The sequence below is a fragment of the Azospirillum soli genome (genome assembly GCF_017876165.1).
Taxonomy (GTDB): Bacteria; Pseudomonadota; Alphaproteobacteria; order Azospirillales; family Azospirillaceae; genus Azospirillum; species Azospirillum soli.
Window position 1 is genome coordinate 96,466 of sequence record NZ_JAGINQ010000008.1, and the last position, 25,833, is coordinate 122,298.

A 25,833-nucleotide genomic window follows, 5' to 3' on the forward strand; every position below is an offset into this window, starting at 1 on the left:
CCTTTACTGCAGATGCGAAAGGCCTCTAACCCAGCGCGGCCAGGGCGGCATCGGCGCTGGCGTGCGTCTCGAACAGCGAGGAAAAGCCGCTTATTTCGAACACGGGGCGGACCGGGGCGGGGATGGCGGCCAGCAGGATGCGGCTGCGGGCCGGCTTGGCGCGCCTGGCCGCCTTCAGAAGGGAGCGCAGGCCCGCCGAGGTCAGCAGCGTCAGCCCGCCGCAATCCACGACCACCACCGCCGGGCCGGGTTCCACGGCGGCGATCAGGCGGTTTTCGAAAGCGCGGGCGGTGGCGCTGTCGATGCGGCCGGTGGGGCGGAGGATGAGGACGCCGCCGCGCGATTCCTCGTCGATCTGCATGGTTCTATGCGCTCGTCATGGTGCTGCACGGAAAATGTGGCAATGCGGATCGGCGGTGACGACCGATTTCTGGGCCTGCTATACCTGCACCCGCAAAAGGTCATTCACGGTGCAGAGCGGCGGTAGGGGCTATGGGAACGGACGAGCGCTTCGGCGAGACGGCCGTGCAGGACGGTGGAACACCCGCGCGCATCCCGATGGGCGTGCCGGCGGGCTTGCGCGCCGTGCCCGCCTATCTGGCGGCCGGTCCGGCGTCGCGGGCGGAGCCGCGCACACACCTGCCCACCGCCGGTTTTCCTGTTGCCGGTTTGCCTATTGCCGACCTGCCAGTTGCCCGGCTGCGCGGGGCGGTGAACCCGCTGCTTGGCGCGGCGGGGCCGCTGCTCGACCTCGCCTCGCGGCTGCGCGACCGGGTCACGCACGAGGATCCGGAGGGGTTGCGCAACGTCATCCTCGCCGACCTGCGCCGGTTCGAGGCCGAGGCGGCCAGCGCCAGCCTCCCGGGGGAGGAGGTGCGCGTCGCCCGTTTCGCGCTGTGCGCCACGCTGGACGACGTGATCCGGGCAACGCCCTGGGGGGCGCGCTGCCGCTGGGTGCGCGAGGGGCTGGTCGCGACCATCGACCCCGACGCCAGCGGGCCGGACCAGTTTTTCGATCTGCTCGATACCATGCTGAGCGATCCGCGCCTGCACCGGCGGGAGTTGGAGCTGTTCTACGCCTGCCTGTCGCTGGGCTTCGAGGGCAAGTTCCGCGACCGCCCGCGCGGCGCGCACGACCTCGCTCACCTGCGGGACGAGCTGTACCGCGTGCTGCGCCGGGTGCGCGGGGAGCGGGAACGGGCGCTGTCCCCGAACTGGCGCGGCATCGCCGAGAGTTTCCGTCCACTAGGCCTCGTGGTGCCGCCCTGGACCGTGGGGGTGGTCGCGGCGGCGCTGCTGGCCGTGCTGTTCGTGCAGCTGTCGGCCTCCCTGAACGAGCGGGCGGCGCCGGTGGTGGCACGGCTGGGCGATCTGCTGCCCGACCGGCCCATCGAGATTTCCCGCCTCGCCCCGCCGCCCCCGCCCGCCGCCGGGCCGGCGCTGGCCACCCGCGTCACCAGCCTGTTGCAGCCGGAGATCCGGTCGGGTGCCGTGGCGATCCTGGCCGGCGACGACGGCGCGCTGGTCATCCGCATCGAGGGGGCGGGCATGTTCGCCAGCGGCAGCGACGCCATCAAGGCGCGCTACCGCGCCGTGGTGGACCGCGTCGGGCAGGCGCTGGGTCCGGAGGCGGGGCATGTGGTGGTGGTCGGCCACACCGACGACCAGACGCCGCGCACCGGCCCGCTCTCCAACCCGCAGGCGCTGACCGAGGCGCGGGCGCTGGCCGTGCGCAAAATTCTGGAGCGCACCGTCGGCCCGGCGCGCCTGTCGTCGGAAGGGCGCGGCGACAGCGAGCCGCTCGCCCCCAACAGCACGCCGGCCAACCGGGGCGCCAATCGGCGCATCGATGTCCGGCTCTACCCGCAATAGGCCGGTGTCCATGCGCGCGCGTCGCCCCTCTCCGAAGACAAGCCTGCCTAAGGCTGATTTGGCCGTCACGCCGCGCCTGCGCTGGGGCGCGACGCTGGCGGCCGCCCTGGCGGTGGGGCTGGCCGGGTGGGTGCTGACGCCGCTGGCCGGGGCGGAGGGGGCGGGGCTTCGCTCCATGCCCATGCTGCTGGCGCTGGCCGCATGGCTGCTGCTGAACCGCCGCGAGGACGGACGGGAGCGCGCCGCCAACGCCCGGCTGGTCGAAGCGCTGGCCGCCGCCCGCGATCCGGAGTTGAAGGCCTCCCTGGAAGAACTGAGCACGGTGCGGGAGCGGCTGGACGCCGTGCTCGGCCGGCTGAAGACGCAGCGCTTCGGCGCGCGCTGGGGCGGGCGCTATCTCTACCAGCTGCCTTGGTATCTGGTGATCGGCGCGCCGGGTTCGGGCAAGACGACGGCGCTGGCCAACGCGCGGCTGGGCGCGGCGCTGGGCGGCGGCGTGGACGGCATGCCGGTGCAGAATCTGGGCGGCACGCGCAACTGCGACTGGTGGTTCACCGACGACGCGGTGCTGATCGACACGGCCGGGCGCTACACCACGCAGGACAGCCGCCGCGCCGTGGACGGCCGGGTGTGGTCGGGGCTGCTCGACCTGCTGAAGGAGCATCGGCCGCGCCAGCCGGTGAACGGCGTGCTGGTCACCATCAGCCTTGCCGATCTCGCGGACTGGAGCGCGGAGGAGCGGCACGGCCACGCCATCACCATCCGGCAGCGGCTGGGCGAACTGCGCGGGCATCTGGGCCTGCGGGTGCCGGTCTATCTGCTGTGCACCAAGGCCGATCTGGTGGAGGGCTTCGCCACCTACTTCGACCCGCTGGACCGGGCGGAGCGGGCGCAGATCTGGGGCATGACCTTCCCGGTGGAGGAGGGCGCGCAAGGCCCGCTCGGGCCCTTCCACACGCAGTTCGCGGCGCTGCTGCGCCGGCTGGACGAACGGCTGCTGGAACGGCTGCACCAGGAACCGGACATCCAGAGGCGCAGTTCGGCCTTTGCCTTCCCCTTGCAGATGGCGGAGTTCGAGGCCGCCCTGTCCGATCTGGTGGACACCGCCTTCACCTCGGAGGCGGAGGAGGAGGCGCCCCTGCTGCGCGGCGTCTACTTCACCAGCGCCACCCAGGGCGGGGCGTCGGTGGAGGCTCCGGCGCAGACCTATTTCCTGGAACGGCTGCTGCCCGACGTGGTGTTCCCCGAAGCGAACCTCGTCGGCGTGGATCGCGCGCTGGAGCGGGCGCGGCGCCGCCGCAGCGCCTGGGCGGTTGGTGGTGCTCTGGCGGCCGGTCTGGCGCTGGGCCTGTTCTGGCTGAACAGCCACCGCGCGAACGACGCGCTGATCGCCCGCGCCGAGGCCGCCGTCCTTGAGGCGGAGCGGGAGATCAGGGCGCTGGACACCCCGCCGCGCTCGCTGACGCGGGTGGACGACACCGACTTCGCCGCCGTGCTGCCGGCGCTGGACGCCTTGCGCGCGCTGCCCGGCGGCTGGCTGGAGCGCGAGGGCTGGGCGCCCCTGTCCATGACCGGCGGGCTGTACCAGGGTGAACGGATCGGCCGGCCAGCGGTGGACGTGTACCAGCGGGCGCTGCGCAGCGTCTTCCTGTCGCGCATCGTGCTGCGGCTGGAGGAGCAGTTGCGCACCGGCTGGGCGCGGCCGGACCTGCTGAAGCTGTCCCTGCGCGCCTACCGGATGGTCGGCGGGCAGGAGGCCCTGGACCCAGCCTTCCTGGCGGAATGGCTGGCCGCCGACTGGCAGCGCACGCTTCCCGGCCCCGCGCATGAGGGGCGGCGGCGGGCCTTGGGCGACCATCTGGCCGCGCTGTTCGAGGTGGGCTTCGCGCCGATCCCGGTGGACGAGGCGTTGGTCGCCCGCGTGGTCGAGGTGCTGAACCAGCCGTCCTTACCTTCTCCCCGGCCCGATTTATGAGCCCCGGCTTCGCGGTCGGCTTCCACGGCAAGGTGCCGGCGCGCGGCGATTTCGTCGGCCACGGCCTGCCGCGCGCGGTGCTGGGGCCGTGGGACGCGTGGCTGTCCGGCGCGCTGGGGGAGGCGGGACGGCGGCTCGGCGCGTCGTGGGAGCGGCTGTTCCCGGCAGCCCCGGTCTGGCGCTTCGCCCTGTCGGCCGGGCTATGCGGGGAGGCGCCCTTGGTTGGCGTGCTGATGCCCAGCGCCGACCGGGTCGGGCGGCTGTACCCCTTCACCGTGGCGGCGACCCTGCCCGGCGTGACCGACATCGCGTCGGTGCCGGTGGCCTGCGCCGGCTGGTTCGCCCGCGCCGAAGCGGTTGCGGCCGACGCCTGCCGCGCCGGGGCGGACGTGGAGGGCCTGCCCGCCCGCATGGCGATCCTCAGCCGTCCGGAAATTGACAGATCGGAAACGGGCGAGGTGGTGAAAGGGCTGGTCGGCCCCTTGCCCGACGCCGCCAGCCTGTGGTGGAGCCGGGGCGGTGGGCGCGTCGCGCCGTCGCTGCTGACCTGTTCGGGAATGCCCGGCGGCGCGCGGCTGGCCGCCTTCCTCGACGGCGCCTGGACGCGCTGGGGCTGGGAGGATTTGGAGGGGTAGTCGGGGGGCTCGTCAGGCCGGGCGCATCGCCACGTAGCGCTGGAAGCGCAGCCCGCTGCCCAGCACGCACAGCCGCGCCCACCACAGTTGCAGCTCGCGGGCCAGCGCCTTCAGGACGCGGCCGTCGGGCACGGCGTTCTTCAGCATCTCGGCGAGGTGACGCACGCGGTCGACCACTTGGCGGCGGTGCTGTTGCGTCAAGTCCTCGACGATGCGGACGTCCAGGTTGCGCTGGGTCAGCTCGTCCGACATGCGGGTGCCGGACCAGGGATAGACCTCCATCGGCTCCTCGTCGCGCCAGCCGTTCCAGTTGTCCCAGGAGCTGGGCGTGCCCTCGATGACGTAGTCGAACAGCAGCACTCCGCCCTTCGGCTTGACGCAATCGCAGATGCGGTCGAGGAACACTTCCTTGTCGCGGACCCGGTGCACGATGCGGTCGGCCAGCACGAGGTCGAAGGCGCCGGCTTGGTTGAAATGGTCCGGGTCGTAATGGGCGATGGGCGCCTTCTTGGACACGCCCAGCGCCTTGGACCGGTCCATGCCCATCTTCGCCAGCAGCGGCGAGGGATCCAGCCCCGTCACCCAGGTGTCATAGCTGTTGACGATGGCCCGCGCCGGCCCGCCGAGCCCGACCGACAGATCCAGCACGCTTTTGGCCGGGTTCAGGCCGAAGGAGCGGACGGCGTCCACCATCCATTGCGGATCGCCGGGGCCGACGCAATCGTCACCCCACAGCATCTGGGCGCCTTCCGTGCGCGCCACCGACCAGACGGGCTCGCCATGCCGGTCCAGTTGCAGGGCCTCAAGCCGCTCCAGGTCAGCGTTGGGATTGGGGAGCGTCTCGGGCGCGGCCAGCGCCGCCGGCGCCACGGCGGCCGGCGCGGCACCGAAGCTGTCCACCGGACCGCGTAGCGGGCGTCGCGCGACGAAAGCCGGGCGCGGCGTGCGCGCCAGGTTGGAAAGGTCATAACCTTCCCACCAGGCGACGAACTTCGTCCGCCAATCCGGATTGCGCCAGCGATCTTGCTCCCGCAGGTCCAAGAGGGCTCTCCCCACAGCTACAAAGAATGCTTTTTAAGCAAATTCCATTACAGTCCGAACAAAACTATTTTGATCTTGCAATATAGGAGTAGTCTTCAGCGCAATCATTGTCAAGAAACTCTTCTTTAACCAGCTTTCATTATATTTCCTTGGATATCGGGAAAATTTTACGGGCTTTCCTACAGGCCGTGACCGGATGGAGGCGGCCGGACGCCATTGGGCCGGCCGCGTTGCGGCATCGGCGTCCACTCCCTATAGTCCGTTGGCGAACCACCCCTTGAGGAGCTTCGGCGTGCCGCACAAGACCGGCAATCCCTGGACCATCCTGACCACCAAGCCGATCTACGAGAACCCTTGGATGAAGGTGGTCGAGCACGACGTGCTGAACCCCAAGGGCAACCCCGGCATCTACGGCGTGATGCACGCGCAGCACCTCGCCACCGGCGTGGTGCCCATCGACGACGACGGCTGCATCACCCTGGTCGGGCAGTATCGCTTTCCGCTGGGCCAGTACAGCTGGGAGATTCCGGAAGGCGGCGGCAAGAAGGGCGTCGATCCGCTGGTCTCGGTGCAGCGGGAATTGCTTGAGGAAACGGGTCAGACCGCCCGCCACTGGCTGCCCATCCTGACCCTGCACCTGTCCAACAGCATCACCGACGAGACCGCCTACTGCTATCTCGCCTGGGGGCTGGAGCATGGCGAGGCGGAACCGGAGGAAACCGAGGAACTGCAACTGCGCCGCGTTCCCTTCGCCGAGGCCTACGCCATGGCGATGCGCGGCGACATAACCGACGCCATCGCGGTCGCCAGCCTGCTGAAGGTCCGCCTGATGGCCCTGGAGGGCGAGTTGCCCGAAGACGTCACCAAGCTGATTCTGGGCTGATGCACGCACCCATGCACGCCCCTACGCACGCGGTCGCTATCGACTTCGAAACCGCCAACGAGACGCGCACCAGCGCGTGCTCCATCGGCGTCGCCTGGATCGAGGGCGGGCGGGTGGTCGCCACCGAAGAGCATCTGATCCGCCCGCGCGAGATGCGCTTCAACCCCTTCAACACCGCTGTCCACGGCATCCGGCCCGAGGACGTGGCCGACGCGCCGGAGTTTCCGGAAGTTTGGGCACGCATCCGCGAGCGGGTGGACGGGCGGCTGGTGCTGGCCCACAACGCGTCCTTCGACCTCAGCGTTCTGCGGCACACGCTGGGCGACTATGGGCTGGCGTGGCCGGTCTGCTCCTACCTGTGCACGGTGGTGCTGGCCCGGCGGGCGTGGCCGAACCTTGCCGCGCACAAGCTGAACTATCTGGCGGAGTTCCTGGGCATCGCGCTCGACCACCACCGGGCGGGCAGCGACGCCGAGGCCTGCGGGCGCATCGCGCTGGCCGCCGCGCGAACCCTGGGGCTGGAGCAACTGTCCGACATCGCCGAGGCGACGGGGATCACCTTCGGGCAACTGACGCCGGACGGCTACACGCCCTGCAAGGGCGGCAATCCGCCGAGGCGCCGCCGGCTGTTGCCGATCAGCGCGTAGCCTCAGCCGCCGAGGTTCACGATCTCCACGCGGCGGTTCTCCGCCGCCTTGGGATCGTCGGGGATCAGCGGCTCCCGCGCGCCCATGCCCGACGCGTCCAGCCGGTCGCGCCGGATGCCGTGCTTTTCCGTCAGATAGTCCACCACCGCCTTGGCCCGGCGCTGCGACAGGGCGAGGTTCACCGCGTCGCCGCCGACCGAATCCGTGTGGCCGACGATGCGGAAGCGCGTGTCGCCCGCCTCCTTGGCCGTCATCACCGCGCCGACACGGTCGAGCACCGCGCGCGATTCCGGCCGGATGCGGGCGGAGTTGAAGTCGAAATTGATCCGGAAGGCCGCGCGCAGCTCGACCGTCGGAGCCGCGACCGGGGCGGGCGGGGTCGGGACGGGCACCCGCGCCGGGGCCTGCACGGGCGGCGGTACGGAAGGCTGCGGTACGGGTGGCGCAACCGTCGCCGGGGCGGCGCGCTTCATCGACACTGGCGGGCAATCCGGTCCGGCGGTGCCCAGCAGGGCCGCCTGGATTTCGCATTCGCTGGGATTGGGGCCGAGAGGGGTGGTCTGGGCGAGCGCCGGGCCCGTCAGCGCCAAACCCGCCAACATCCCCAATCCGCCCAAGGTCTTTCCGTATCGCATGGCGGCATTGTCCAAGCTCCCGCGGGTCCCGTCAAATTCCGCGTGGAACAGTCGTGCGTGCCTCTGTACGATCCCGTTCCCGAACTTTCGTACGGGGCATCTGGGAGGAAAGAAGTATGAAGACGATGAAGGCACTGCTGGCCGGTCTGGCGCTCGCGGCCATGGTTCTGCCCGGTGTTGCGGCGGCTGCCGACTACAAGGCCGAATACAAGCTCTCCACCGTGCTGGGCAAGCCGTTCCCCTGGGGCATCGGCGGCGACCGCTGGGCGGAGCTGGTGAAGGAAAAGACCAACGGCCGGATCAATGTGAAAATGTATCCGGGCTCGGCGCTGGTGAACGGCGACCAGACCAAGGAATTCACGGCTCTGCGCCAGGGCGTCATCGACATGGCGGTCGGCTCGACCATCAACTGGTCGCCGCAGGTGAAGGAGCTGAACCTCTTCTCGCTGCCCTTCCTGATGCCCGACCACAAGGCCATGGACGCGCTGACCCAGGGTCCGGTCGGTAAGCAGCTGTTCGACCTGCTGTCCACCAAGGACGTGGTGCCGCTGGCCTGGGGCGAGAACGGCTTCCGCGAGGTTTCCAACTCCAAGCGCCCGATCCGCACGCCGGACGATCTGAAGGGCCTGAAGATCCGCGTCGTCGGTTCGCCGCTGTATCTCGACACCTTCACCGCGCTAGGCGCCAACCCGACGCAAATGAGCTGGGCCGACGCGCAGCCGGCGCTGTCCACCGGCGCCGTGGACGGGCAGGAGAACCCGGTGGGCGTCTTCGTCGCCGGCAAGCTGCCGACGCTCGGCCAGAAGCACCTGACGCTGTGGGGCTACGTCGCCGACCCGCTGATCTTCGTGGTCAACAAGGAGGTCTGGAACAGCTGGTCCAAGGAGGATCAGGAGGCCGTGCGCGCCGCCGCCGTCCAGGCCGCCGCCGAGGAGGTCGCCATCGCCCGCAAGGGCATCACGGCCGAGGACAACAGCCTGCTGAAGGACATCGCCGCCCAGGGCGTCGAGGTCGTGCAGCTGACCCCCGACCAGCAGAAGGCGTTCCAGAAGGCCACGCAGGCCGTCTACGACAAGTGGGCCAAGCAGATCGGCCCCGACCTCGTGAAGGCGGCCGAGACGTCCATCGCGAACCGCAAGTAAGCGACGACCGGTGTTGCCCCCACCCCGCAAAGGTGGGGGCAAACATGTTCCCCTTAGAGATTTCTCCATGAGCACTGACCTCCTCGAAGCCGGCCTCGAAACGGCGCCGCCGGAAACCAAGGTGCCGGTGACGCTGGAACGCGCGCTGGCCGCCCTGTCCATGGCGGCGCTGTGCGTCATCACCTTCGCCAACGTCGTGGCGCGCTACCTGACCGACGTGTCGCTGGCCTTCACGGAGGAGTATTCGATCTTCCTCCTGGTCGTGATGACGCTGCTGGGGTCCTCCGTAGCGGCGGCCGCCGACCGGCACATCCGCATCACCTTCCTGGCCGACAAGCTGTCGCCGCCCGTCCGGCGGGTGACCGAGCTGGTGGCGTGGTCCGCCGCGCTGGTGATGTTCGGCTTCCTGGTCTGGTACGGCGGGCGGCTGACCTACGACCAGTGGCGGTTCGAGGAGACCTCGCCGGGGCTCGGCAACCCGCAATGGATCTACACGGTGTGGCTGCCGCTGCTGTCCTTGGTGGTGGCGCTGCGCGTCGTCGGGCGGATCATCCGCATCGCGCGGGGAAACGCCTGATGGCGATGACGATTCTGTTCGCCGGCTTCCTGCTGCTGATGCTGATCGGCGCGCCGCTGGCGGTGGCGCTGGGGCTGGCCGGGACGCTCGCCATTCTGGACGCGCAGCTCGGCATCCTGTCGGTGCCGACCAACGTCTACGCCGGCATCGCCAAGTACCCGCTGCTGGCGATCCCCGTCTTCATCCTGGCCGGCCTGATTTTCGAACGGGCGGGCGTGGCGAAGCAGCTGGTCACCTTCGCCTCCTCCATCGTGGGGGCGAAGAACGGCGGCTTGGCCGTGGTGGCGATCCTGGTCTGCATGGTGATGGGCGGCATCTCCGGTTCCGGCCCCGCCGACGCGGCGGCGGTCGCCACGGTGATGCTTCCGTCCATGCACAAGGCCGGCTACCCGAAGGCCTTTTCGGCCAGCGTGATCGCCGCCGCCGCCGCGACGGCCATCCTGATCCCGCCCTCGGTCGCCTTCATCATCTACAGCGTGCTGGTGCCGCAGGCCTCCGTCCCGGCGCTGTTCGCGGCGGGGCTGATCCCCGGCCTTCTGGCCGGCCTGTCGCTGCTGGCCCCGACCATCTGGCTGTCGCGCAAGCACGGCTTCGGCATGCTCGACGCCGGACCGCGCCCACCCTTCTGGCGCAGCTTCCGGCAGGCGATCTGGGGCCTGCTCGCCCCGGTCATCATCCTGGGCGGCCTGCGCACCGGCGCCTTCACCCCGACCGAGGCGGCGGTGGTCGCCGTGTTCTACGGGCTGGCCGTGGGCGTCTTCGTCTACCGCACGCTGACCTGGCGCGGCATGTACGAGGTGCTGGCCGAGGCGGCGGAGATGTCGGCGGTGGTGCTGCTGATCATCGCCCTGTCCAGCGTCTTCGCCTGGGCGGGCAGCACGCTGGGCGCCTTCGACAAGGTCGCCGCCATGGCGATTCAGGCGACGGGCAGCGAGATCCTGGTGCTGCTCCTGCTGAACGTGGCGCTGCTGGGGCTGGGCATGCTGCTGGACGCGGTGTCGATCTTCCTGATCCTGCTGCCGCTGCTGACGCCGATCATGACGGCGTTCAAGTGGGACCCGGTGTGGTTCGGCGTCATGCTGACCATGAATCTCGCCATCGGCCAGTTCACCCCGCCCATGGCCGTCAACCTGATGGTGACCACGCGCGTGGCCGGCATCGCCATGGAATCGACCGTGAAGTGGGTGCTGTGGATGGTGCTGGCGATGCTGGGCGCGCTGGTGCTGGTGACCTTCATTCCCGAGCTGTCGCTCTGGCTGCCGCGCCGGCTGGGGTATCTCTAGCACCACTCTGCCACTCCCATCTGCCGAGACAGGCTTAGCGGCTGCATGCTGCCCCTCTCCCCTCGTGGGAGAGGGGTTGGGGTGAGGGGGCATGTCGTCCGGCAGGACGGGAAAAGAGGCTCAATCGCATGTGCGGCTTTGCCGCATACCCCTCATCCCAACCCTCCTCCCGGCTCTCGGCGGCCACAGGCCGCCTGTCGCCGTCAACGCAAGTTCTGCTTGCGCGAGAGGTCGGGGAGAAGGGCTTTACGCCAGAACCGACCTCTCTTTGACAGCGGCAGAGTGGTGCTAACCCCGCCGGCGGGTCGCCAGAACAATACCCACGGCGATCAGCGCGATGCCGATGCCGTGATAGAGGTGGGGCTGCTCGCCGAGGAACAGGATGGCGAGCAGGCTCCCGAACACCGGGATCAGGTGGATGGCCAGCCCCGCCGTGTTGGCCCCCACCAGCGCCACCGAGCGGTTGAAGCACAGGTAGGCCAGGATCGACGGGAACAGCGCCACATAGACGATGGCGCCAAGCGCGGTGGGGGTGAGCGGCATGGGCCGCCCGCCCACCGTCTCCCACACATAGAAGGGCAGCAGCATCAGCGCGCCCGCCGCGAAGGTGGCGACGATGAAACTGAGGCCGTGCACGTTGGGCCGGCGGCGCAGCAGCGCCGTGTAGGCGGCGTAGCAGAGCACCGCCGCGAAGATCCACAGATCGCCCGCGTTCAGTTGCAGCCCCAGCAGCACCGCCGGATCGCCGCGCGCGATCAGCGTCGTGGCGCCGGCCAGCGAGATGGCGATGCCCACGGCCTGAAGAGCGGAGACGCGGTCGCCGAACAGCGCGAGGCTCATCAGAACGATCAGCACGGGCATGGAGGACTGCATCATCACCGCGTTCAGCGCCGTGGTGGTGTTCAGCCCGATGTAGAGGAAGGTGTTGAAGACGCCGATGCCCAGCACCGTTAGCAGCAGGACGATCTTCCACTGCCGCTTCAGGACGGGCGCATCGACGCGCAGGTGCCGCCACGCGAAGGGCAGGACCAGCAGCGCGCCCAGCGTCCAGCGCCAGAAGGCGAGGCCAACCGGCGGCACTTGGCCGGCCACGGCGCGGCCCAGGACGGCGTTGCTGGCCCAGAAGAGGGGCGGCAACATCATCAGGAGCCACGCCTGGTCGAACAGGCGGCGCCCCGCGGGTGCGGTGGCGTTCCCGCTCATGGACGGTCAGCCGCGCCGACGCGGGGAGGCGAAGGCCGGACGGCCCTGGTCGTCGCCGCGAGCGCCCTCACCGCGAGCGCCCTCGCCCCGAAACCCATCACGGCGCGGACCACGCGGGCCGTCGCCGCGCTCACCACGCTCGCCACGGCCTTCGCGGGGCGGCTTCGGAGGCTGGCGCATTTCCGCTTCCAACTCGCCGATGCGCTTGACCAGCGCCTCGCGGATCGCCGGAGCCGCGTGGGCCTTCAGGGTCGCGAGCTGGTCCTTCAGCTGCTGGAGCTGGAGTTGCTTCTGCTCCCGCGTGCGCTTGATGGCGACGTTGTCGGAATGCTGGCCGTCGAAGGCGCGCATGGAATGGTCCTCGTTCAGAAAATACGAAACGCTGCCGCGGCCCCAAGGGGGCCCAGCCGAAGAGGGCGGATTATTGGAAGGGCATTCCCGCCAACGCAAGCCGGGAGTTTGGAGGGGCACCACGATAAACCGGTTGACGGCGCCCGCGCCTTGCATATGGACAGACCCCGGACGGCATCGCCGTCCGGGGCTTCAGGCCGGCCGGGGACGCCGCGTCAGGCGACCCGGATGCGCTCGATGAAAGACTGCACCTCGTTGCGCAGATGCTCCGCCTGCTCCGACAGGGTCCGGGAGGCTTGCAGCACGTCTTGCGCCATGTGGCCGGTCTCGCCGGACGCCTGGGTCACGCCCGTGATGTTGGCGGCGACGTCGCGCGTTCCCGCGGCGGCCTGCTGGATATTGCGCGAGATCTCGGTGGTGACGCTTCCCTGCTCGTTGGCGGTGGCGATCACCGCGGTCACGTTCCCGTTGATTGAGGTGATCATCCGCCCGATGTCGCGGATGGCCTCCACCGCCTGCCCCGTCACCTCCTGCATCTGCTGGATCTGAAGGCGGATGTCGTCCGTCGCCTTGGCGGTCTGGTCGGCCAGATTCTTCACCTCCGACGCCACCACCGCGAAGCCCTTGCCGGCTTCCCCGGCGCGCGCCGCCTCGATGGTGGCGTTGAGTGCCAAAAGGTTGGTCTGGCTGGCGATCTGCTGGATGAAGCCAGTGACGTCGCCGATGCGCTGGGCGGCGGCGACGAGGCATTCGACCGTCTCGTTGGTGCGCGAGACCTGGGACGCGGCGGCGCTGGCGGTTTCCGCCGACACGTTGATCTGACGGGTGATCTCGTTGATCGAGGACACCAGACCGTCGGCGGCGTGGGCCACGTTCTGCACGTTGGTCGTCGCCTGTTCGGACGCCGCCGCGACGGCCATGGACTGCCGGCTGGTCTCCTCTGCGATGCCGGTCAGGGAGCAGGCGCTGGCCTCCAGCTGCGCCGCCCCGGTCGAAACGGCCGAGGCGATGCCCGACAGCGCGGTTTCAAAGGAGTCGGCGAGGCGCTCCATCTCCTCGTGGCGCTGCGCGACCGCCCGCAGCTCCTGCTGGTGCTTTTCCTGCTCCAGCTCGGTGACGTGGGCGAGGCTCCTCTGGAAGACCTGGAGCGCCCGGTTGACCTGCCCGATCTCGTCGCTCCGCTCGGTGCCGGCGATGGTCATCGAATAGTCGCCGGTGGCGAGCCGCTCGATGGCTGTGACGGTCGCGGCCAGCGGCCGGCGGACGACGATGACCCCGACGACGCTGAGAAGACCGGCGAGAACGGCCAGCGTCGCGATGCCGCCGGCCAGCGTCCATTTCTGGATCATCAGCGACGGCTCGTTGACCTTGTCCAGCGGAATGCTGGTCAGCATGCCCCACGGGGTGCCCGTCGTGCCGATGGCGATGGGGATGAGAAAGTTCTGGACCATCCCCCCGCCGGACATATCCCGGCTTTCGAACTCGCGGCGGGCTCCGCCCTTGATGTCCTCGACGATGGGGGCGAGCTGGCTGTCCACCGCGGCCACCGGCTTGCCGAGCACGCTGCGTTCGTGGAACGCCGCCCAGGCCCCGCGGTGGGAGATGAGCGAGATCCGCCCGGTCTCGAATGGACGGACCTTGTCCAGCCGTTCGGAGATGCGTTCGAGCGGCAGGCTGCTGCCGACGACGCCGACGACGCGGCGGTCCACGATGACCGGCGCCACCAGAGCGACCATCTCGACGGTCTTCTCGCCCACTTTGGCCGTGTAGGGTTCGGTGATCACCGGCTTGCGCGAGGTCTTCGCCCGCACATAGAACTCGGCGCCCGGCCCGTTCTCCTGCGGCTCCTCGAAGGCGCGCACCTTGATCTGCTTGTCCTCGCGGTACCATTGGGGCAGGAAGCGGCCCTTCTCGTTGCTGCCGACCTCGTCGCGGCTCTCGGTGTCGGGACCCAGCGCGTTCGGCTCGAAGGCGGCCCACAGGCTGAACAGCTCGGGGTCGCTTTCGAACAGAGCGCGCATGACGTCGTTGTAGGCCGTCCGGTCCGTGACCCAACTGCGGCGCATCATGCCGAAGGCGTTGGCCAACGCCTCGACGGTCGCCATCCCGCGATTGAGTTCTCCCCGGATCTCCGCGGCGTAATGCTCGCCGACCTCGCTGCTGTGACGCAGCGCCAGATCGCTGATGACGGCGTTGCTCGCGTTCGACAGCAGGGCGATCCCGCCGGCGAAGATGATCGTGAGCATGACGACGGCGTAGAGGATGAGTTTCCCCGTGAGGCTCTTCGCGCCGTTAAGAAGTCGGCCCACCATGGCGGCTATCCTTTCCCGTCCCGACGCGGTTCCATGCCGGTCGGCAGGCGATGTCTGGAAAAGCGCGGCGGGGCCGGCGAACCGGCCTCCGCCGGGCAAGGGATCAGGGGCGCTGCATCGCGCAGCTCGCCTGCACCGGGTAGATGACCTCGTCGGCCGCGACCACCTTGACGGGCTTGAACCCCAGGTCCGTGCCGTCGACCGGGTACTTCACGCCCTTCTCGACGCGCGACACCACGACCGGCATGACCACCTGATGGTCTTCCTTGCGGACCGACAGGTCGCCGATGTCCGTCTTGTAGGTGGTGCCCTCCAGCGCCTGGGCGATCTGGGTCGCCTTGACCGGGCCACCGCCGAAGTTGACGGTTTCCAGCGCCTTGGTGAACATCTTCAGCGCGTTGACGGCGTTCGGTTCGACATAGACCGGGAAATGGCCGGTCGCCGCCTCGTACTCCTTGGCGAAGGTGCCGTCCGACAGCTCAATGTTGTAAGGGTGGGCGATGTAGTGGCCGAGCGCGACATCGCCGGCGTTGCTGATGTTGCCGACCTGGTCGAGGAAGGCGGTGCCGAAGCGAGTCTTCAGGCCGGCGTCGCCGGCCGCCTTCATCAACAGCAGCAGGTCGTTCGACCAGTTGCCGGTGATGACTGTGTCGGGCGTCGCCGCCTGGATCTTGGCGACGAAGGGGGTGAAATCCTGGATGCGCGCGACGTCGTGCAGCACGGCCTCCACCACCTCGTAGCCGCCGGCCGGGGCGTTGGCCTTGGTGGCGGCCTCCATGTCCTTGCCCCAGGAATAGTTCTGGTTGATGGAGTAGACGCGCTTGCCGAGGGAGCCGTCCCCTTTCATGACCTTCACCAGGGCGCCGACGCGCATCGGCGCGGTGGTGGTGAAGCGGAAGGCATGGAAGTGGCATTTCTCGCCGGTCAGCTCCATCGCCTCGGCGCCGACGTTGAGGTAGATGACCTCCTTGCCCGGATTCTTTTCGTTGTGTTGGCGGATATCGTCCGAAAGCTGGGAAGCGATTGCCGAGGACGATGCCTGGATCACCACATGGACGCCCTCGGCCAAGGCCTGCTGGAACTTTTCCGAGGCGCCGGCCGGCCGGCCGCCGGAATTGTATTCGGTGACGACGACCTTCTCGCCGTTGAAGCCACCGCGGGCGTTCAGCGCGTCGAACACGTAGCGGGCGGCGAACACGTATGGCCGGCCGGTCGATGCCTGGGCGCCCGACAGGCTCTCGATGACGGCGACGCGCAATGGCTCGGCCTGGGCGGTCGAGGACAGGAGGGCGAGCACGGCGGCGCTGGTGAAGGAAGCGAGAAAGGAACGCATGGGCATTGATCCCCTCAATGAGCTTTCAAAGTCTGGTTCACGATCGCGGGGCAACGCCGCCGCCATCGAATGCCTGGGAGCAGTGTCGGGGCTTGCGCCCGTCGGGGCGCACGGCGCGGGGAAAAGGCGGGGTCGCCGGTGCTGAAGGACGATGTCCGCCACACCTTCGACCACGATGCTCCAAACCCCGGAGAACACTGCGCGCGTGCTCTGCCGTCCTAGTGGTTGCTTAAGCGCTTTTGCTTGCCTCTTTGGATTATCATAATGCATAGATAATCAAACCCAGGAATGCGGCAAACCGACCCAAGTCTCTCAAAGATTGATGGTGTAGAAACGATTTGGGCCGTAAGGCGGCCGTTCTTTCGTCCGCGTGCAAAAGCGGATCGCATTTCGAGGGGAGGGAAGGCTTTTCGGCCAAAAGTCGGTGCATACCGACGCTTTGTCCAGTAGCCAGACCGGGAACAAACGGCCGGCCGAACTCTGACAGCACCCTGGGGCCAGACATGGAAAGGCCCCGGAAGGCGTTACCTTCCAGGGCCTTAGAGTGGTGCCGCAGCAGGGATTTGAACCCCGGACCTACTGATTACGAATCAGTTGCTCTACCCCTGAGCTACTGCGGCGTCGTCGTGGGCGCGGAACATAACCGCATGCCCCGCACCATGCAAGAGGACTTTTTTCGTTTTTGTACGATTATCCGTGCTGGGCGATCACGTCGAGGAAGGCGTCGGCGTAACGGTCCAGTTTCCTGGCGCCGACGCCGGGCAGGCGGGCGAAGGCGTGGCGGTCGCGCGGGCGCAGGGCGACCATCTCCAGCAGCGTGCTGTCGTGGAAGATGACGTAGGGCGGCACGCCCTGCGCGCGGGCCAATTCGGTGCGGCAATCCTTCAGCGCGTGCCACAGCGCATCGTCGGCGGGCGACAGGGTGCCCCGCGCACCGGAGCGCGACACGCCTTCGCCCGATAGGCCGCCGGGCGCGCTGCCGCCGCGCGAGACGTGGCGGCGCAGCGCGTCGTGGACGCCGCGCCGCTTCTCGATGATCGGGTCCTTGCGCAGGCGGACGGTCTGCTGGCCCTTAATGACCGGGATGCCCGCGTCGGTCAGGCGGAAGCCGCCGTAGCCTTCCAGGTCCACGGTCAGGTAGCCGGCTGCAACCAGCTGGCGGTACACAGACTGCCATTCGGCCTTGGACAGGTCCTTGCCGACGCCGAAGGTCTTCAGCGTGTCGTGCGCCTGCTGCTGCACCTTGTCCGTGGCGTTGCCCAGCAGCACGTCGATCAGGTGCCCGGCGCCGTAGCGCTGGCCGGTGCGGTAGACGGCCGACAGCGCCTTCTGCGCGGCGATGGTGCCGTCCCAGGTCTCCACCGGCTCCAGGCAGGTGTCGCAGTTGCCGCAGGGCTCGCCTAGGCTCTCGCCGAAATAGTTCAGCAGCACCTGGCGGCGGCAAGTAGGCGTTTCGCAGAAGCCCAGCAGAGCCTCCAGCTTGCCGCGCTCGACGCGACGGTGCGTCTCGCCGGCCTCCGACTGCTCCAGCATCTGGCGCAGGCTCACCACGTCGGACATGCCGTAGCTCATCCAGGCGTTGGCCGGCAGGCCGTCGCGCCCGGCGCGGCCGGTTTCCTGATAATAGGCTTCCAGGCTCTTGGGCGGGTCGAGGTGGCAGACGAAGCGCACGTTCGGCTTGTCGATGCCCATGCCGAAGGCGACCGTCGCCACCATGACGATGCCTTCGCCCTTGATGAACAGATCCTGGTTGGCCTCGCGCACCTCCGGCGGCAGGCCGGCGTGGTAGGGCAGGGCTTCGCGACCCTGCTGATTCAGCCAGGAGGATATCTCCTCCACCTTCGCCCGCGACATGCAGTAGATGATGCCGGCGTCCTCGGGGTGGTTCTCCCGCAGGAAGGCCAGCATCTGCTGCCGCTCGCTCTTCTTCGGGACGACGCGGTAGGTGATGTTCGGCCGGTCGAAACTGGACAGGAAGACGCGGGCCTCGGTCAGGCCCAGCTTCTCCTTGATCTCGGCGCGGGTCTGCGCATCGGCGGTCGCGGTCAGCGCGACGCGCGGCACCGTCGGGTGGCGTTCGTGCAGGATGGAAAGCTGAAGATATTCCGGGCGGAAGTCGTGGCCCCACTGGCTGACGCAATGCGCCTCGTCCAGCGCGAAGAGGGCCAGCTTTGTGCGGTCCAGCAGGACGAGGAAGCGCGGCGTGACCAGCCGTTCGGGGGCGACGTAGACGAGGTCGATCTCGCCCCGGACCATGGCGCGCTCCACCTCGCGCGCTTCCGCCGCGTCGAGGGAGGAGTTCAGGAAGGCCGCGCGCACGCCGAGTTCGCGCAACGCCGTCACCTGGTCGCGCATCAGCGCGATCAGCGGGGAGACGACGACCGTGACGCCCTCGCGCACCAGCGCCGGCACTTGGTAGCACAGCGACTTGCCGCCGCCCGTGGGCATGAGCACCAGCGCGTCGCCGCCACGGATGACGTGGGCGATGATGTCCGCCTGTTGCCCGCGAAACGCGGAATAGCCGAAGACCGACCGCAGCACCTCCAGCGCCGGGTCTTGCGCGGAGGCCGGATCGGATGCCTTGAAGGAAAAGAGCGAGTCCACGCTGGTGCTGTTCAAGAACGGGCGATTCTAGATCTGGTGGCCGGAAGTTGAATCCGAACTCAACGCCTATGATGTGGCACAGATTGCCCGATTCGGGAAGACGCAATCCGGAAAAGGTGGGGGACAAGCGTAGTTTGTCCCCCGACGGCTACAGCAGATCGCGCAGCATCGCCACCAACGGCACGTCGGCCGGCGGCATGGGATACTCGCCCATGCGGTTCGGATAGACCCAGGCGAGTTTCTGCCCTTCCTGCGCCACCACCGTGCCTTCCCAGACCCGGCACACGTAAAGCGGCATCAGTAGGTGGAACTTTTCATAGGAGTGGGAGGCGAAGGTGAAGGGGGCGAGGCAGCTGGCCGCCGTGTCGATGCCCAGTTCCTCTTTCAATTCGCGGACCAGGGCCGCTTCCGGCGTCTCGTCGGTGTGGACCTTGCCGCCGGGGAACTCCCACAGGCCGGCCAGCGATTTGCCGGGCGGGCGCTGGGCGAGCAGGACCCGCCCATCAGCGTCCACCAGAGCCACGGCGACGACCAGCAGCGTCGGCAACGTGCCGGGGGGCGGCGTGGAATTGGGATCGAAGCAGGCCGTCATCGGGCGCTCTCCTGAGGGATGGTCCGCCAGCGTTCGGCGGTCAGTTCGTATTGATCGGGGGTGGTGGTGACAAAGCCGGTCTTTTCCAGCACCCGGCGGGAGCGGTCGTTGTCCGGCGCGATGGCGGCCCACAGGCGGGGGAGATGAAGATCCTCGAAGGCAACGCGCAGCATCGCCCGCAGCATCTCCGTGCCGTAGCCGACCCCTTGGTGGGGCCAGCCGAGCCAGTAGCCGACCTCCCCGTCGTCCAAATTCAGGCCGATGCCGCCGACCGGCTGCCCGTCCGCGCGGCGCACCGCCAGCAGGTCGAGCGTGGCGCGCCGGGCGCGGTTCTCGGCGGTGCGGGCGACCCACCACCGCCCGTCCTCAAGGCCGTAGGGGTGCGGCACGCGGGCGAGCCAGCGCGCCACCTCCCACTCGCCGATCAGCGGGACGAAACGCTCCACATCCTCCTCGCGGAAGCTGCGGAGCGTCAGCCGCGCTGTTTGGATGCATTCGGGGAGTGGCCCCATCAGCTGCGATAGGAGCCGTTGATGTCGATGTAGCCGTGGGTCAGGTCGCAGGTCCAGACGCGGGCCTTGCCGGTGCCGAGGCCGAGGTCAATGTGGACGTCGATCTCCTTGCCCTTCATGTGGGCGGTGACCGGCGCCTCGTCGTAACCTGGGACCTCCATGCCCTCGGCGCAGATCAGCGTGCCGCCGATGGTGATCTTGATCAGGTCGCGGTCGGCGCGCTCGCCCGCGCGGCCGATGGCGGCTACGATGCGGCCCCAGTTGGCGTCCTCGCCGGCGATGGCGGTCTTCACCAGGGGCGAGTTGGCGACGGTCAGCGCGATGCGCTTGGCCGCCGCGTCGTTGTCGGCGCCCACCAGGGTGATGGAGACGAACTTGGTCGCCCCCTCGCCGTCGCGGACGATCTGGAGCGCGAGGTCGAGCATGACCTCCTCCAGCGCCTTGCGGAACGCGGCCAGTTCCGGCGCGTCGGCGCTGGTCACCGGGGCGTTGCCGGCCTTGCCGGTGGCGAACAGCAGCAGCGTGTCGCTGGTCGAGGTGTCGCCGTCCACGGTGATGGCGTTGAAGGTGCGCTCCGTGAACTCCGACAGCAGGGCTTGCAGCGCGGGGGCGGCGATGGCGGCGTCGGTGAAGAGGAAGCCCAGCATCGTCGCCATGTCCGGCGCGATCATGCCGGAGCCCTTGGCGAAGCCGCTGATCGTCACCGTCGCGCCGCCGATCGTCACCGTCCGGGTCGAACCCTTCGGGAAGGTGTCGGTGGTCATGATGGCGCGCGCACCGGCCTCCAGCGCCGCCGAATCCTCCTTCAGCGCGCCGGTCATGCCGGGCAGCGCCTTGGCGATGGCGTCGGGGGCGAGCGGGATGCCGATCACGCCGGTGGAGGCGACATAGACCTCATCCGGGGCGCAGCCGGCGATGGCGGCGGCGGCCTGGACGGTCGCCTGCACGGTCGCGTCACCGGCCTTGCCGGTGAAGGCGTTGGCGTTGCCGGCGTTGACCACCACGGCGCGGGCCGAGCCCTTGGGAAGGCTGTCGCGGCACCAGATCACCGGGGCCGAGCAGGTCAGCGAGCGAGTCAGCACGCCGGCGACCGTGGTGCCCGGATCGAGCACGGCCAGCATCAGGTCGTCGCGGCCCTTGTATCGGATGCCGCTGTTCGTCGTGGCGATGCGCACGCCCGCCACGGGCGGGAGCGTCGGGAAACCAGCGGGAGCCAAGGGGGAGACGGTCGTGGCCATGGTCGGTGCGATGTCCGTGCGGGTGGTCTTAAATGTGAAGGGGTGTTGCCCCCACCCTTCCCACGGCGAAGCCGTGGGAAGGGTGGGGGCTCGTGTCCCGTACCTTACTTCTTCGGCTGCTCAGCCTTCGGGGCGTCGGCCTTCGGCTGCTCGGCCTTCGGCTCTTCCTTCGGCAGGGGCGAGCCGTCGATCTGGAAGGTCTCGACCTTCGCGGCGTTGCGCAGGTCGTCCACCACGGCGGTGACGATGTCCTTGGACAGCTGCTGCTCCAGCTGCGGCTTCACCTCGTCGAGCGTCGGCTGCGGCTGGGTGCGCTTGTCCTCGACCTTGATGACGTGCCAGCCGAACTGCGTCTGCACCGGGGTCTTGCTGATCTCGCCCTTGTTCATAGCGAAGGCGGCGTTGGCGAAGGGCTCCACCATCGTGTCCTTGGAGAAGTAGCCGAGATCGCCACCCTGCGCGGCGGCCACCGGGTCCTTCGACTTCTCCTTGGCAATCTTGGCGAAGTCGCCGCCCTTGTTCAGCTCGGCAATGACGGCCTTGGCCTCGTCTTCCTTCTCGACCAGGATGTGGCTGGCCTTCACCTCTTCCTGCGGCGGGTTCTGCTTCAGGAACTCCTTGTAGGCCTCGTCCAGCTTCGCCGGGGTGATGCGGGCGGCCACTTCCTTCTGGATGTAGGCGCGCTGCACCGCACGCTCCTCGGCGCGTTTGATCTCTTCCTTGACCTCGGGCGTGCCGGCAAGGTTCGCCTTGTAGCCGGCGGCGGCCACCAGCTTGGAATTGACCAGCTGCTCCACGACGGCCGGGAAGATCATCTCCAGCGGCATCTGCTGCACCTGCGGCGGCAGCTGGCTGACCATGCGCTGCACGTCGGAGCGGTGGATGTCCTCACCGTTGACGCGCGCCACCACTGGGTCGGCCGAAGTCGCGGCCGGCGCCGCAGCGGGGGCCGGCGTGCTCGCGGCCGGGGCGGGGCTCTGGGCCTGTACGGACAGAGGGGCCGTCAGGGCCAAGCCGCAGGCGGCCATGGACAGGAGGGCGGTGCGGAACGCGCGATTCACCATGGAGTCTTTCCTTCCGGCGGATGGTTCTGTCTCAAGGCGTTTGTTTTCTGTCGTGTCGGCCGCATGGAGGCCATCCGCCGCCCCGCGCCCGAATCCGCGTGGATTAAGCATGGGTTCGGCGCGCGGGGCAAGCGGTCGTCACACCCTCTTTCAACCATGCGATGGGCGAGATGGCGGCGGAACGGTGGAAGAACCGTGGCGCGGGCCGCATCCGCCACCGCCATGGGGAACCGCCATCGGGACGATGGAAGAGCCGTTCAAAGGGGCTGGTCTCGTTGACAGAAACTTGCTGTGGGCCTATGTGAGACCGGTCAAAAAGTCGGCCCACGTTCCGCCCCATCCCCGAGGTTTTCATGTTCGGTGCTCTCGCCCGCAAGATTTTCGGCACCGCCAATTCGCGCGTCGTCAAGGCGCTGCACAAGACCGTCCAGCAGATCAACGCGCTGGAGCCCGAGGTTCAGAAGCTTTCCGACGACGAGCTGCGCGCCCGCACCGACTGGCTGCGCGGCCGATTGAAGCAGGGCGAGACGCTGGACGACATCCTGCCCGACGCCTTCGCCACCGTGCGCGAGGCCGGCAAGCGCGTTCTTCACCAGCGGCACTTCGACGTGCAGCTGATGGGCGGCGTCGTGCTGCATCAGGGCAAGATTGCCGAGATGCGCACGGGTGAAGGCAAGACGCTGGTGGCCACGCTGGCCGTCTACCTGAACGCGCTGGAGGGCAAGGGCGTCCACGTCGTGACCGTGAACGACTACCTCGCCAAGCGCGACAGCGATTGGATGAGCCGCATCTACGGGTTCCTGGGCCTGACCACCGGCTGCATCGTTCATGGGTTGGACGACGACGAGCGCCGCGCCGCCTACGCCGCCGACATCACCTACGGCACGAACAACGAATTCGGCTTCGACTACCTGCGCGACAACATGAAGTTCCGGCTGGAGGACATGGTCCAGCGGGCCTTCAACTTCGCCATCGTGGACGAGGTGGACTCGATCCTGATCGACGAGGCGCGCACCCCGCTCATCATCTCCGGTCCGTCCACCGACTCGTCGGAAATGTACGTCCAGGTTGACCGTCTGATCCCGCAGCTGACGCGCGACGATTACGAGCTGGACGAGAAGAACCGCACCGTCAGCCTGTCCGAGGCCGGGCAGGAGCATATGGAGCAGCTGCTGACCGAGGCGGGCTTGCTGAAGACCGGCGGCCTGTACGACATCCAGAACGTGGCGCTGGTCCACCATGCCCAGCAGGCGCTGCGCGCCCACACGCTGTTCCAGCGCGACAAGGACTACATCGTCAAGGACGACAAGGTCGTCATCATCGACGAGTTCACCGGCCGCATGATGGAAGGCCGCCGCTATTCGGAGGGCCTGCACCAGGCGCTGGAAGCGAAGGAGCGGGTGACCATCCAGCGCGAGAACCAGACGCTGGCCTCCATCACCTTCCAGAATTACTTCCGCATCTACCCGAAGCTGGCCGGCATGACCGGCACGGCGATGACCGAGGCGGCGGAGTTCGCGGAGATCTACGGCCTGGAAGTGGTCGAGATGCCGACCAACGTCCCGGTGCAGCGCAAGGACGCTGACGACGAGGTCTATCGGAAGGCGTCGGAGAAGTACAACGCTATCGTCGATCTGATCGAGGACGCGCGCAAGCGCGGCCAGCCGGTGCTGGTCGGCACGACCTCCATCGAGAAGTCGGAGCTGATCTCCGACCTGCTGAAGAAGCGCGGCATCCCGCATAACGTGCTGAACGCCCGCCACCACGAGCAGGAAGCCTACATCGTCGCCCAGGCCGGCCGGGCCGGCGCCGTGACGGTCGCCACCAACATGGCCGGTCGCGGCACCGACATCCAGCTGGGCGGCAACGTGGACATGCGCGTGAAGACCGAGCTGGCCGACGTGCCGGACGGTCCGGAGCGCGAGGCCCGCATCCAGCAGATCGAGGCCGAGGTCGCCGAGGCGCGCGAGAAGGTCAAGCAGGCCGGCGGCCTCTACGTCGTCGGCACGGAACGGCACGAGAGCCGCCGCATCGACAACCAGCTGCGCGGCCGTTCGGGCCGTCAGGGCGATCCGGGCGCGTCGAAGTTCTTCCTGTCGCTGGAAGACGACCTGATGCGCATCTTCGGGTCGGAGCGCATGGACAGCATGCTCCAGCGCCTCGGCCTGAAGGAAGGGGAGGCGATCATCCACCCCTGGATCAACAAGGCGCTGGAAAAGGCGCAGCAGAAGGTCGAAGCCCACCACTTCGAGATCCGCAAGAACCTGCTCAAGTTCGACAACGTCATGAACGACCAGCGCAAGGTCGTTTACGAGCAGCGCCGCGAGATCATGGACACTGAGGACATCTCCGAGACCGTCAAGGAGATGCGCCATCAGGTGATTGCCAACATGGTTGCCACGGCCATTCCGGCGAACTCCTATTCCGAGGCGTGGGACATCGACGGCCTGCACCAGTCGGCCAGCCGCCTGCTGGGCATGGACCTGCCGGTGCACGAGTGGGCCAAGGAAGAGGGCATCGCCGAGCCGGAGATCGAGGAGCGCGTGCGCGAGGCCGCCGACCGCAAGTATGCGGAAAAGGTGGCGAACTACGGCCCCGAGACCATGCGGCACGTGGAGAAGAGCCTGCTTCTCCAAATCCTGGACCAGGAGTGGAAGGAGCATCTGCTCCAGCTCGACCACCTGCGCCAGGGCGTGAGCCTGCGGGCCTACGCGCAGAAGGACCCGCTGAACGAGTACAAGCGCGAGGCTTTCGAGCTGTTCGAGACGATGCTGACGACGTTGCGCGAGGAGGTCACCTCCGTCCTGATGCACGTCGAGATCCGCATCGCCCCGCAGCCGGAGGAGATGTTCGCCCGCGCCCCGCAGGAGATGCACGAGGGCCGCGACGATCCGGCGCTCGCCATGGCGGAAGCCGGCGCCGGCTACCCGCCGGAGGGCGCGCCGCTGCCCGAGGGCATGGTCCGCAGCGCGGCGGCCGGTGCCGCCGTCGCGGGTGGGGCCGTCGCGGGTGGGATCGAGGCCTGGGCCAACACCCCGCGCAACGCCCCGTGCCCCTGCGGCTCGGGCCAGAAGTTCAAGCACTGCCACGGTAAGGTGGCGTAAGCGCCGGCTCACGAGCCCCCACCCTAACCCTCCCCCATGCTGCGCACGGGGGAGGGAATTCAAGCCCCTTCCCCCGTGCGCAGCATGGGGGAAGGTCGGGATGGGGGCCCTTTGCAGGGGCTTTCGGGATCACATCCGCGCTTTACCCGTTTTTCCACCAAAAAACGGGAGCGTGGCATGCTTCAGGAATTCAAGACCTTCATTTCGCGCGGCAATGTCGTGGATCTTGCCGTCGGCATCATCATCGGCGCGGCCTTCACCGGGATCGTCAATTCCCTGGTCAAGGACATGCTGATGCCGCCCATCGGCTGGATCATGGGCGGGATCGACTTTTCCAACTACTTCATCAACCTGTCCGGCGGGCGTTACGACAGCCTCGCGGCGGCGGAGGCGGCTGGGGCGGCGACCATCAACTACGGCCGCTTTCTGAACAACGTCATCAATTTCGCGATCGTGTCGGCGGCGCTGTTCGTCATCGTCCGGCAGGTCAACCGCCTCCATTTCCTGCAAAGCACCAAACCCAAGCCGCCGCCCCGGCAGGAGGTGCTGCTGGAGGAAATCCGCGACGCGCTGCGCGAGCGGCGCCCCCCGAATCTGGCCGAGTGAAAGATTCTTCTTGGATTGCGCGACGCGACCCCTTATGTAGGGCGCCTTGATCGCTGGAGGCTCGCGCGTCTCTTGAGCGAGACGCGCTTTGATATTGCGGGGCGGCACCTCCAAGGACCGGTCGCCCCTTGCTTCGGATAGACGCCTCTCCCTCTACCGACCTCCTCCCGGCGAAAACGCCGGCGTTCCACCGCTCACCATCCGGGTGCAGCGGCCGTGCGCCG

Annotated in this window: 22 protein-coding genes and 1 tRNA gene; 10 read left to right on the top strand and 13 right to left on the bottom strand. The window is 68.3% G+C overall.

The genetic code is table 11. The features are described 5' to 3' along the window. Positions 1 to 25 precede the first annotated feature (25 nt). The gene (locus J2852_RS14600; protein ID WP_209876679.1) at positions 26 to 361 is read right to left on the bottom strand and encodes an STAS domain-containing protein; all 336 of its coding nucleotides are present in this window, start codon (positions 359 to 361) and stop codon (positions 26 to 28) included. Between the two features lie 131 nt (positions 362 to 492). Here J2852_RS14600 and icmH point away from each other — a divergent pair, with 131 nt between their 5' ends. Genes icmH through tagF form a run of 3 tightly spaced genes read left to right on the top strand, consistent with a single transcriptional unit; the run spans position 493 to position 4,482 of the window. Beyond that, positions 493 to 1,872 carry a type IVB secretion system protein IcmH/DotU gene (icmH, locus tag J2852_RS14605; protein ID WP_246499651.1) on the top strand — a complete coding sequence of 460 codons (1,380 nt, stop codon included), beginning with the start codon at positions 493 to 495 and terminating at the stop codon, positions 1,870 to 1,872. A gap of 10 nt (positions 1,873 to 1,882) precedes the next feature. Further along, positions 1,883 to 3,847, top strand: a complete 1,965-nt coding sequence (gene tssM, locus J2852_RS14610; RefSeq protein ID WP_246499653.1) for a type VI secretion system membrane subunit TssM — start codon at positions 1,883 to 1,885, stop codon at positions 3,845 to 3,847. Continuing rightward, positions 3,844 to 4,482 (top strand): type VI secretion system-associated protein TagF, encoded by a 639-nt coding sequence (tagF, locus tag J2852_RS14615; RefSeq protein ID WP_209876683.1) that lies wholly within the window; start codon positions 3,844 to 3,846, stop codon positions 4,480 to 4,482. Before tssM ends, tagF begins: the two co-directional genes overlap by 4 nt. A 12-nt stretch (positions 4,483 to 4,494) precedes the next feature. On the opposite strand, the gene J2852_RS14620 is transcribed toward tagF, so the two are convergent. Next, positions 4,495 to 5,523, bottom strand: a complete 1,029-nt coding sequence (locus tag J2852_RS14620; protein ID WP_209876685.1) for an SAM-dependent methyltransferase — start codon at positions 5,521 to 5,523, stop codon at positions 4,495 to 4,497. A gap of 292 nt (positions 5,524 to 5,815) precedes the next feature. Here J2852_RS14620 and J2852_RS14625 point away from each other — a divergent pair, with 292 nt between their 5' ends. Both J2852_RS14625 and J2852_RS14630 read left to right on the top strand, forming a co-directional pair. Next, the gene (locus J2852_RS14625) at positions 5,816 to 6,406 is read left to right on the top strand and encodes an NUDIX domain-containing protein (protein WP_343206746.1); all 591 of its coding nucleotides are present in this window, start codon (positions 5,816 to 5,818) and stop codon (positions 6,404 to 6,406) included. Positions 6,407 to 6,417: 11 nt separating this feature from the next. Beyond that, positions 6,418 to 7,053, top strand: a complete 636-nt coding sequence (locus J2852_RS14630; RefSeq protein WP_209876689.1) for a 3'-5' exonuclease — start codon at positions 6,418 to 6,420, stop codon at positions 7,051 to 7,053. A 2-nt stretch (positions 7,054 to 7,055) separates the two neighbouring features. Here the strand turns inward: J2852_RS14630 and J2852_RS14635 are convergent, their stop codons facing one another. Continuing rightward, positions 7,056 to 7,643, bottom strand: coding sequence for an OmpA family protein (locus J2852_RS14635; protein ID WP_246499656.1), 588 nt, complete (start codon positions 7,641 to 7,643; stop codon positions 7,056 to 7,058). Positions 7,644 to 7,804: 161 nt separating this feature from the next. On the opposite strand from J2852_RS14635, the gene J2852_RS14640 reads away from it, so the two are divergent. The 3 genes from J2852_RS14640 (at position 7,805) to J2852_RS14650 (ending at position 10,690) form a co-directional block, all read left to right on the top strand. Then, positions 7,805 to 8,830 (top strand): DctP family TRAP transporter solute-binding subunit, encoded by a 1,026-nt coding sequence (locus tag J2852_RS14640; RefSeq protein ID WP_209876693.1) that lies wholly within the window; start codon positions 7,805 to 7,807, stop codon positions 8,828 to 8,830. Between the two features lie 67 nt (positions 8,831 to 8,897). Then, entirely contained in the window at positions 8,898 to 9,407 is a 510-nt protein-coding gene (locus tag J2852_RS14645; RefSeq protein WP_209876695.1) for a TRAP transporter small permease, read from the top strand. Next, the gene (locus tag J2852_RS14650) at positions 9,407 to 10,690 is read left to right on the top strand and encodes a TRAP transporter large permease (protein WP_209876697.1); all 1,284 of its coding nucleotides are present in this window, start codon (positions 9,407 to 9,409) and stop codon (positions 10,688 to 10,690) included. Before J2852_RS14645 ends, J2852_RS14650 begins: the two co-directional genes overlap by 1 nt. 288 nt (positions 10,691 to 10,978) lie before the next feature. Here J2852_RS14650 and J2852_RS14655 read toward each other — a convergent pair whose 3' ends face one another. The 10 genes from J2852_RS14655 to J2852_RS14700 form a co-directional block, all read right to left on the bottom strand. Further along, entirely contained in the window at positions 10,979 to 11,893 is a 915-nt protein-coding gene (locus J2852_RS14655) for a DMT family transporter (protein WP_209876699.1), read from the bottom strand. Between the two features lie 6 nt (positions 11,894 to 11,899). Then, positions 11,900 to 12,244 carry a hypothetical protein gene (locus J2852_RS14660; RefSeq protein ID WP_209876701.1) on the bottom strand — a complete coding sequence of 115 codons (345 nt, stop codon included), beginning with the start codon at positions 12,242 to 12,244 and terminating at the stop codon, positions 11,900 to 11,902. Positions 12,245 to 12,459: 215 nt separating this feature from the next. Continuing rightward, complete coding sequence (locus J2852_RS14665; protein WP_209876703.1) at positions 12,460 to 14,556, bottom strand: methyl-accepting chemotaxis protein; 2,097 nt, start codon at positions 14,554 to 14,556, stop codon at positions 12,460 to 12,462. 103 nt (positions 14,557 to 14,659) lie between these two features. Next, positions 14,660 to 15,889, bottom strand: a complete 1,230-nt coding sequence (locus J2852_RS14670) for a branched-chain amino acid ABC transporter substrate-binding protein (protein ID WP_209876705.1) — start codon at positions 15,887 to 15,889, stop codon at positions 14,660 to 14,662. 545 nt (positions 15,890 to 16,434) lie between these two features. Further along, a tRNA-Thr gene (locus tag J2852_RS14675) sits at positions 16,435 to 16,509 on the bottom strand. A 70-nt stretch (positions 16,510 to 16,579) separates the two neighbouring features. After that, entirely contained in the window at positions 16,580 to 18,493 is a 1,914-nt protein-coding gene (gene recQ / locus J2852_RS14680) for a DNA helicase RecQ (protein WP_209876986.1), read from the bottom strand. 148 nt (positions 18,494 to 18,641) lie between these two features. Next, complete coding sequence (locus J2852_RS14685; RefSeq protein ID WP_209876707.1) at positions 18,642 to 19,085, bottom strand: (deoxy)nucleoside triphosphate pyrophosphohydrolase; 444 nt, start codon at positions 19,083 to 19,085, stop codon at positions 18,642 to 18,644. Then, complete coding sequence (locus J2852_RS14690; RefSeq protein WP_209876709.1) at positions 19,082 to 19,597, bottom strand: GNAT family N-acetyltransferase; 516 nt, start codon at positions 19,595 to 19,597, stop codon at positions 19,082 to 19,084. The genes J2852_RS14685 and J2852_RS14690 overlap by 4 nt, the downstream gene beginning before the upstream one ends. After that, positions 19,597 to 20,835 (bottom strand): bifunctional glutamate N-acetyltransferase/amino-acid acetyltransferase ArgJ, encoded by a 1,239-nt coding sequence (gene argJ / locus J2852_RS14695; RefSeq protein WP_209876711.1) that lies wholly within the window; start codon positions 20,833 to 20,835, stop codon positions 19,597 to 19,599. The genes J2852_RS14690 and argJ overlap by 1 nt, the downstream gene beginning before the upstream one ends. Positions 20,836 to 20,939: 104 nt before the next feature. Then, the gene (locus tag J2852_RS14700; protein WP_209876713.1) at positions 20,940 to 21,899 is read right to left on the bottom strand and encodes a peptidylprolyl isomerase; all 960 of its coding nucleotides are present in this window, start codon (positions 21,897 to 21,899) and stop codon (positions 20,940 to 20,942) included. Between the two features lie 353 nt (positions 21,900 to 22,252). Between J2852_RS14700 and secA the strand changes: the two genes are divergently transcribed. Both secA and mscL read left to right on the top strand, forming a co-directional pair. Continuing rightward, entirely contained in the window at positions 22,253 to 25,003 is a 2,751-nt protein-coding gene (gene secA, locus J2852_RS14705) for a preprotein translocase subunit SecA (protein ID WP_209876715.1), read from the top strand. Between the two features lie 177 nt (positions 25,004 to 25,180). After that, positions 25,181 to 25,609: a large conductance mechanosensitive channel protein MscL gene (gene mscL, locus J2852_RS14710; RefSeq protein WP_209876717.1), complete on the top strand. Its 429-nt coding sequence runs from the start codon at positions 25,181 to 25,183 to the stop codon at positions 25,607 to 25,609. Positions 25,610 to 25,833 lie beyond the last annotated feature (224 nt).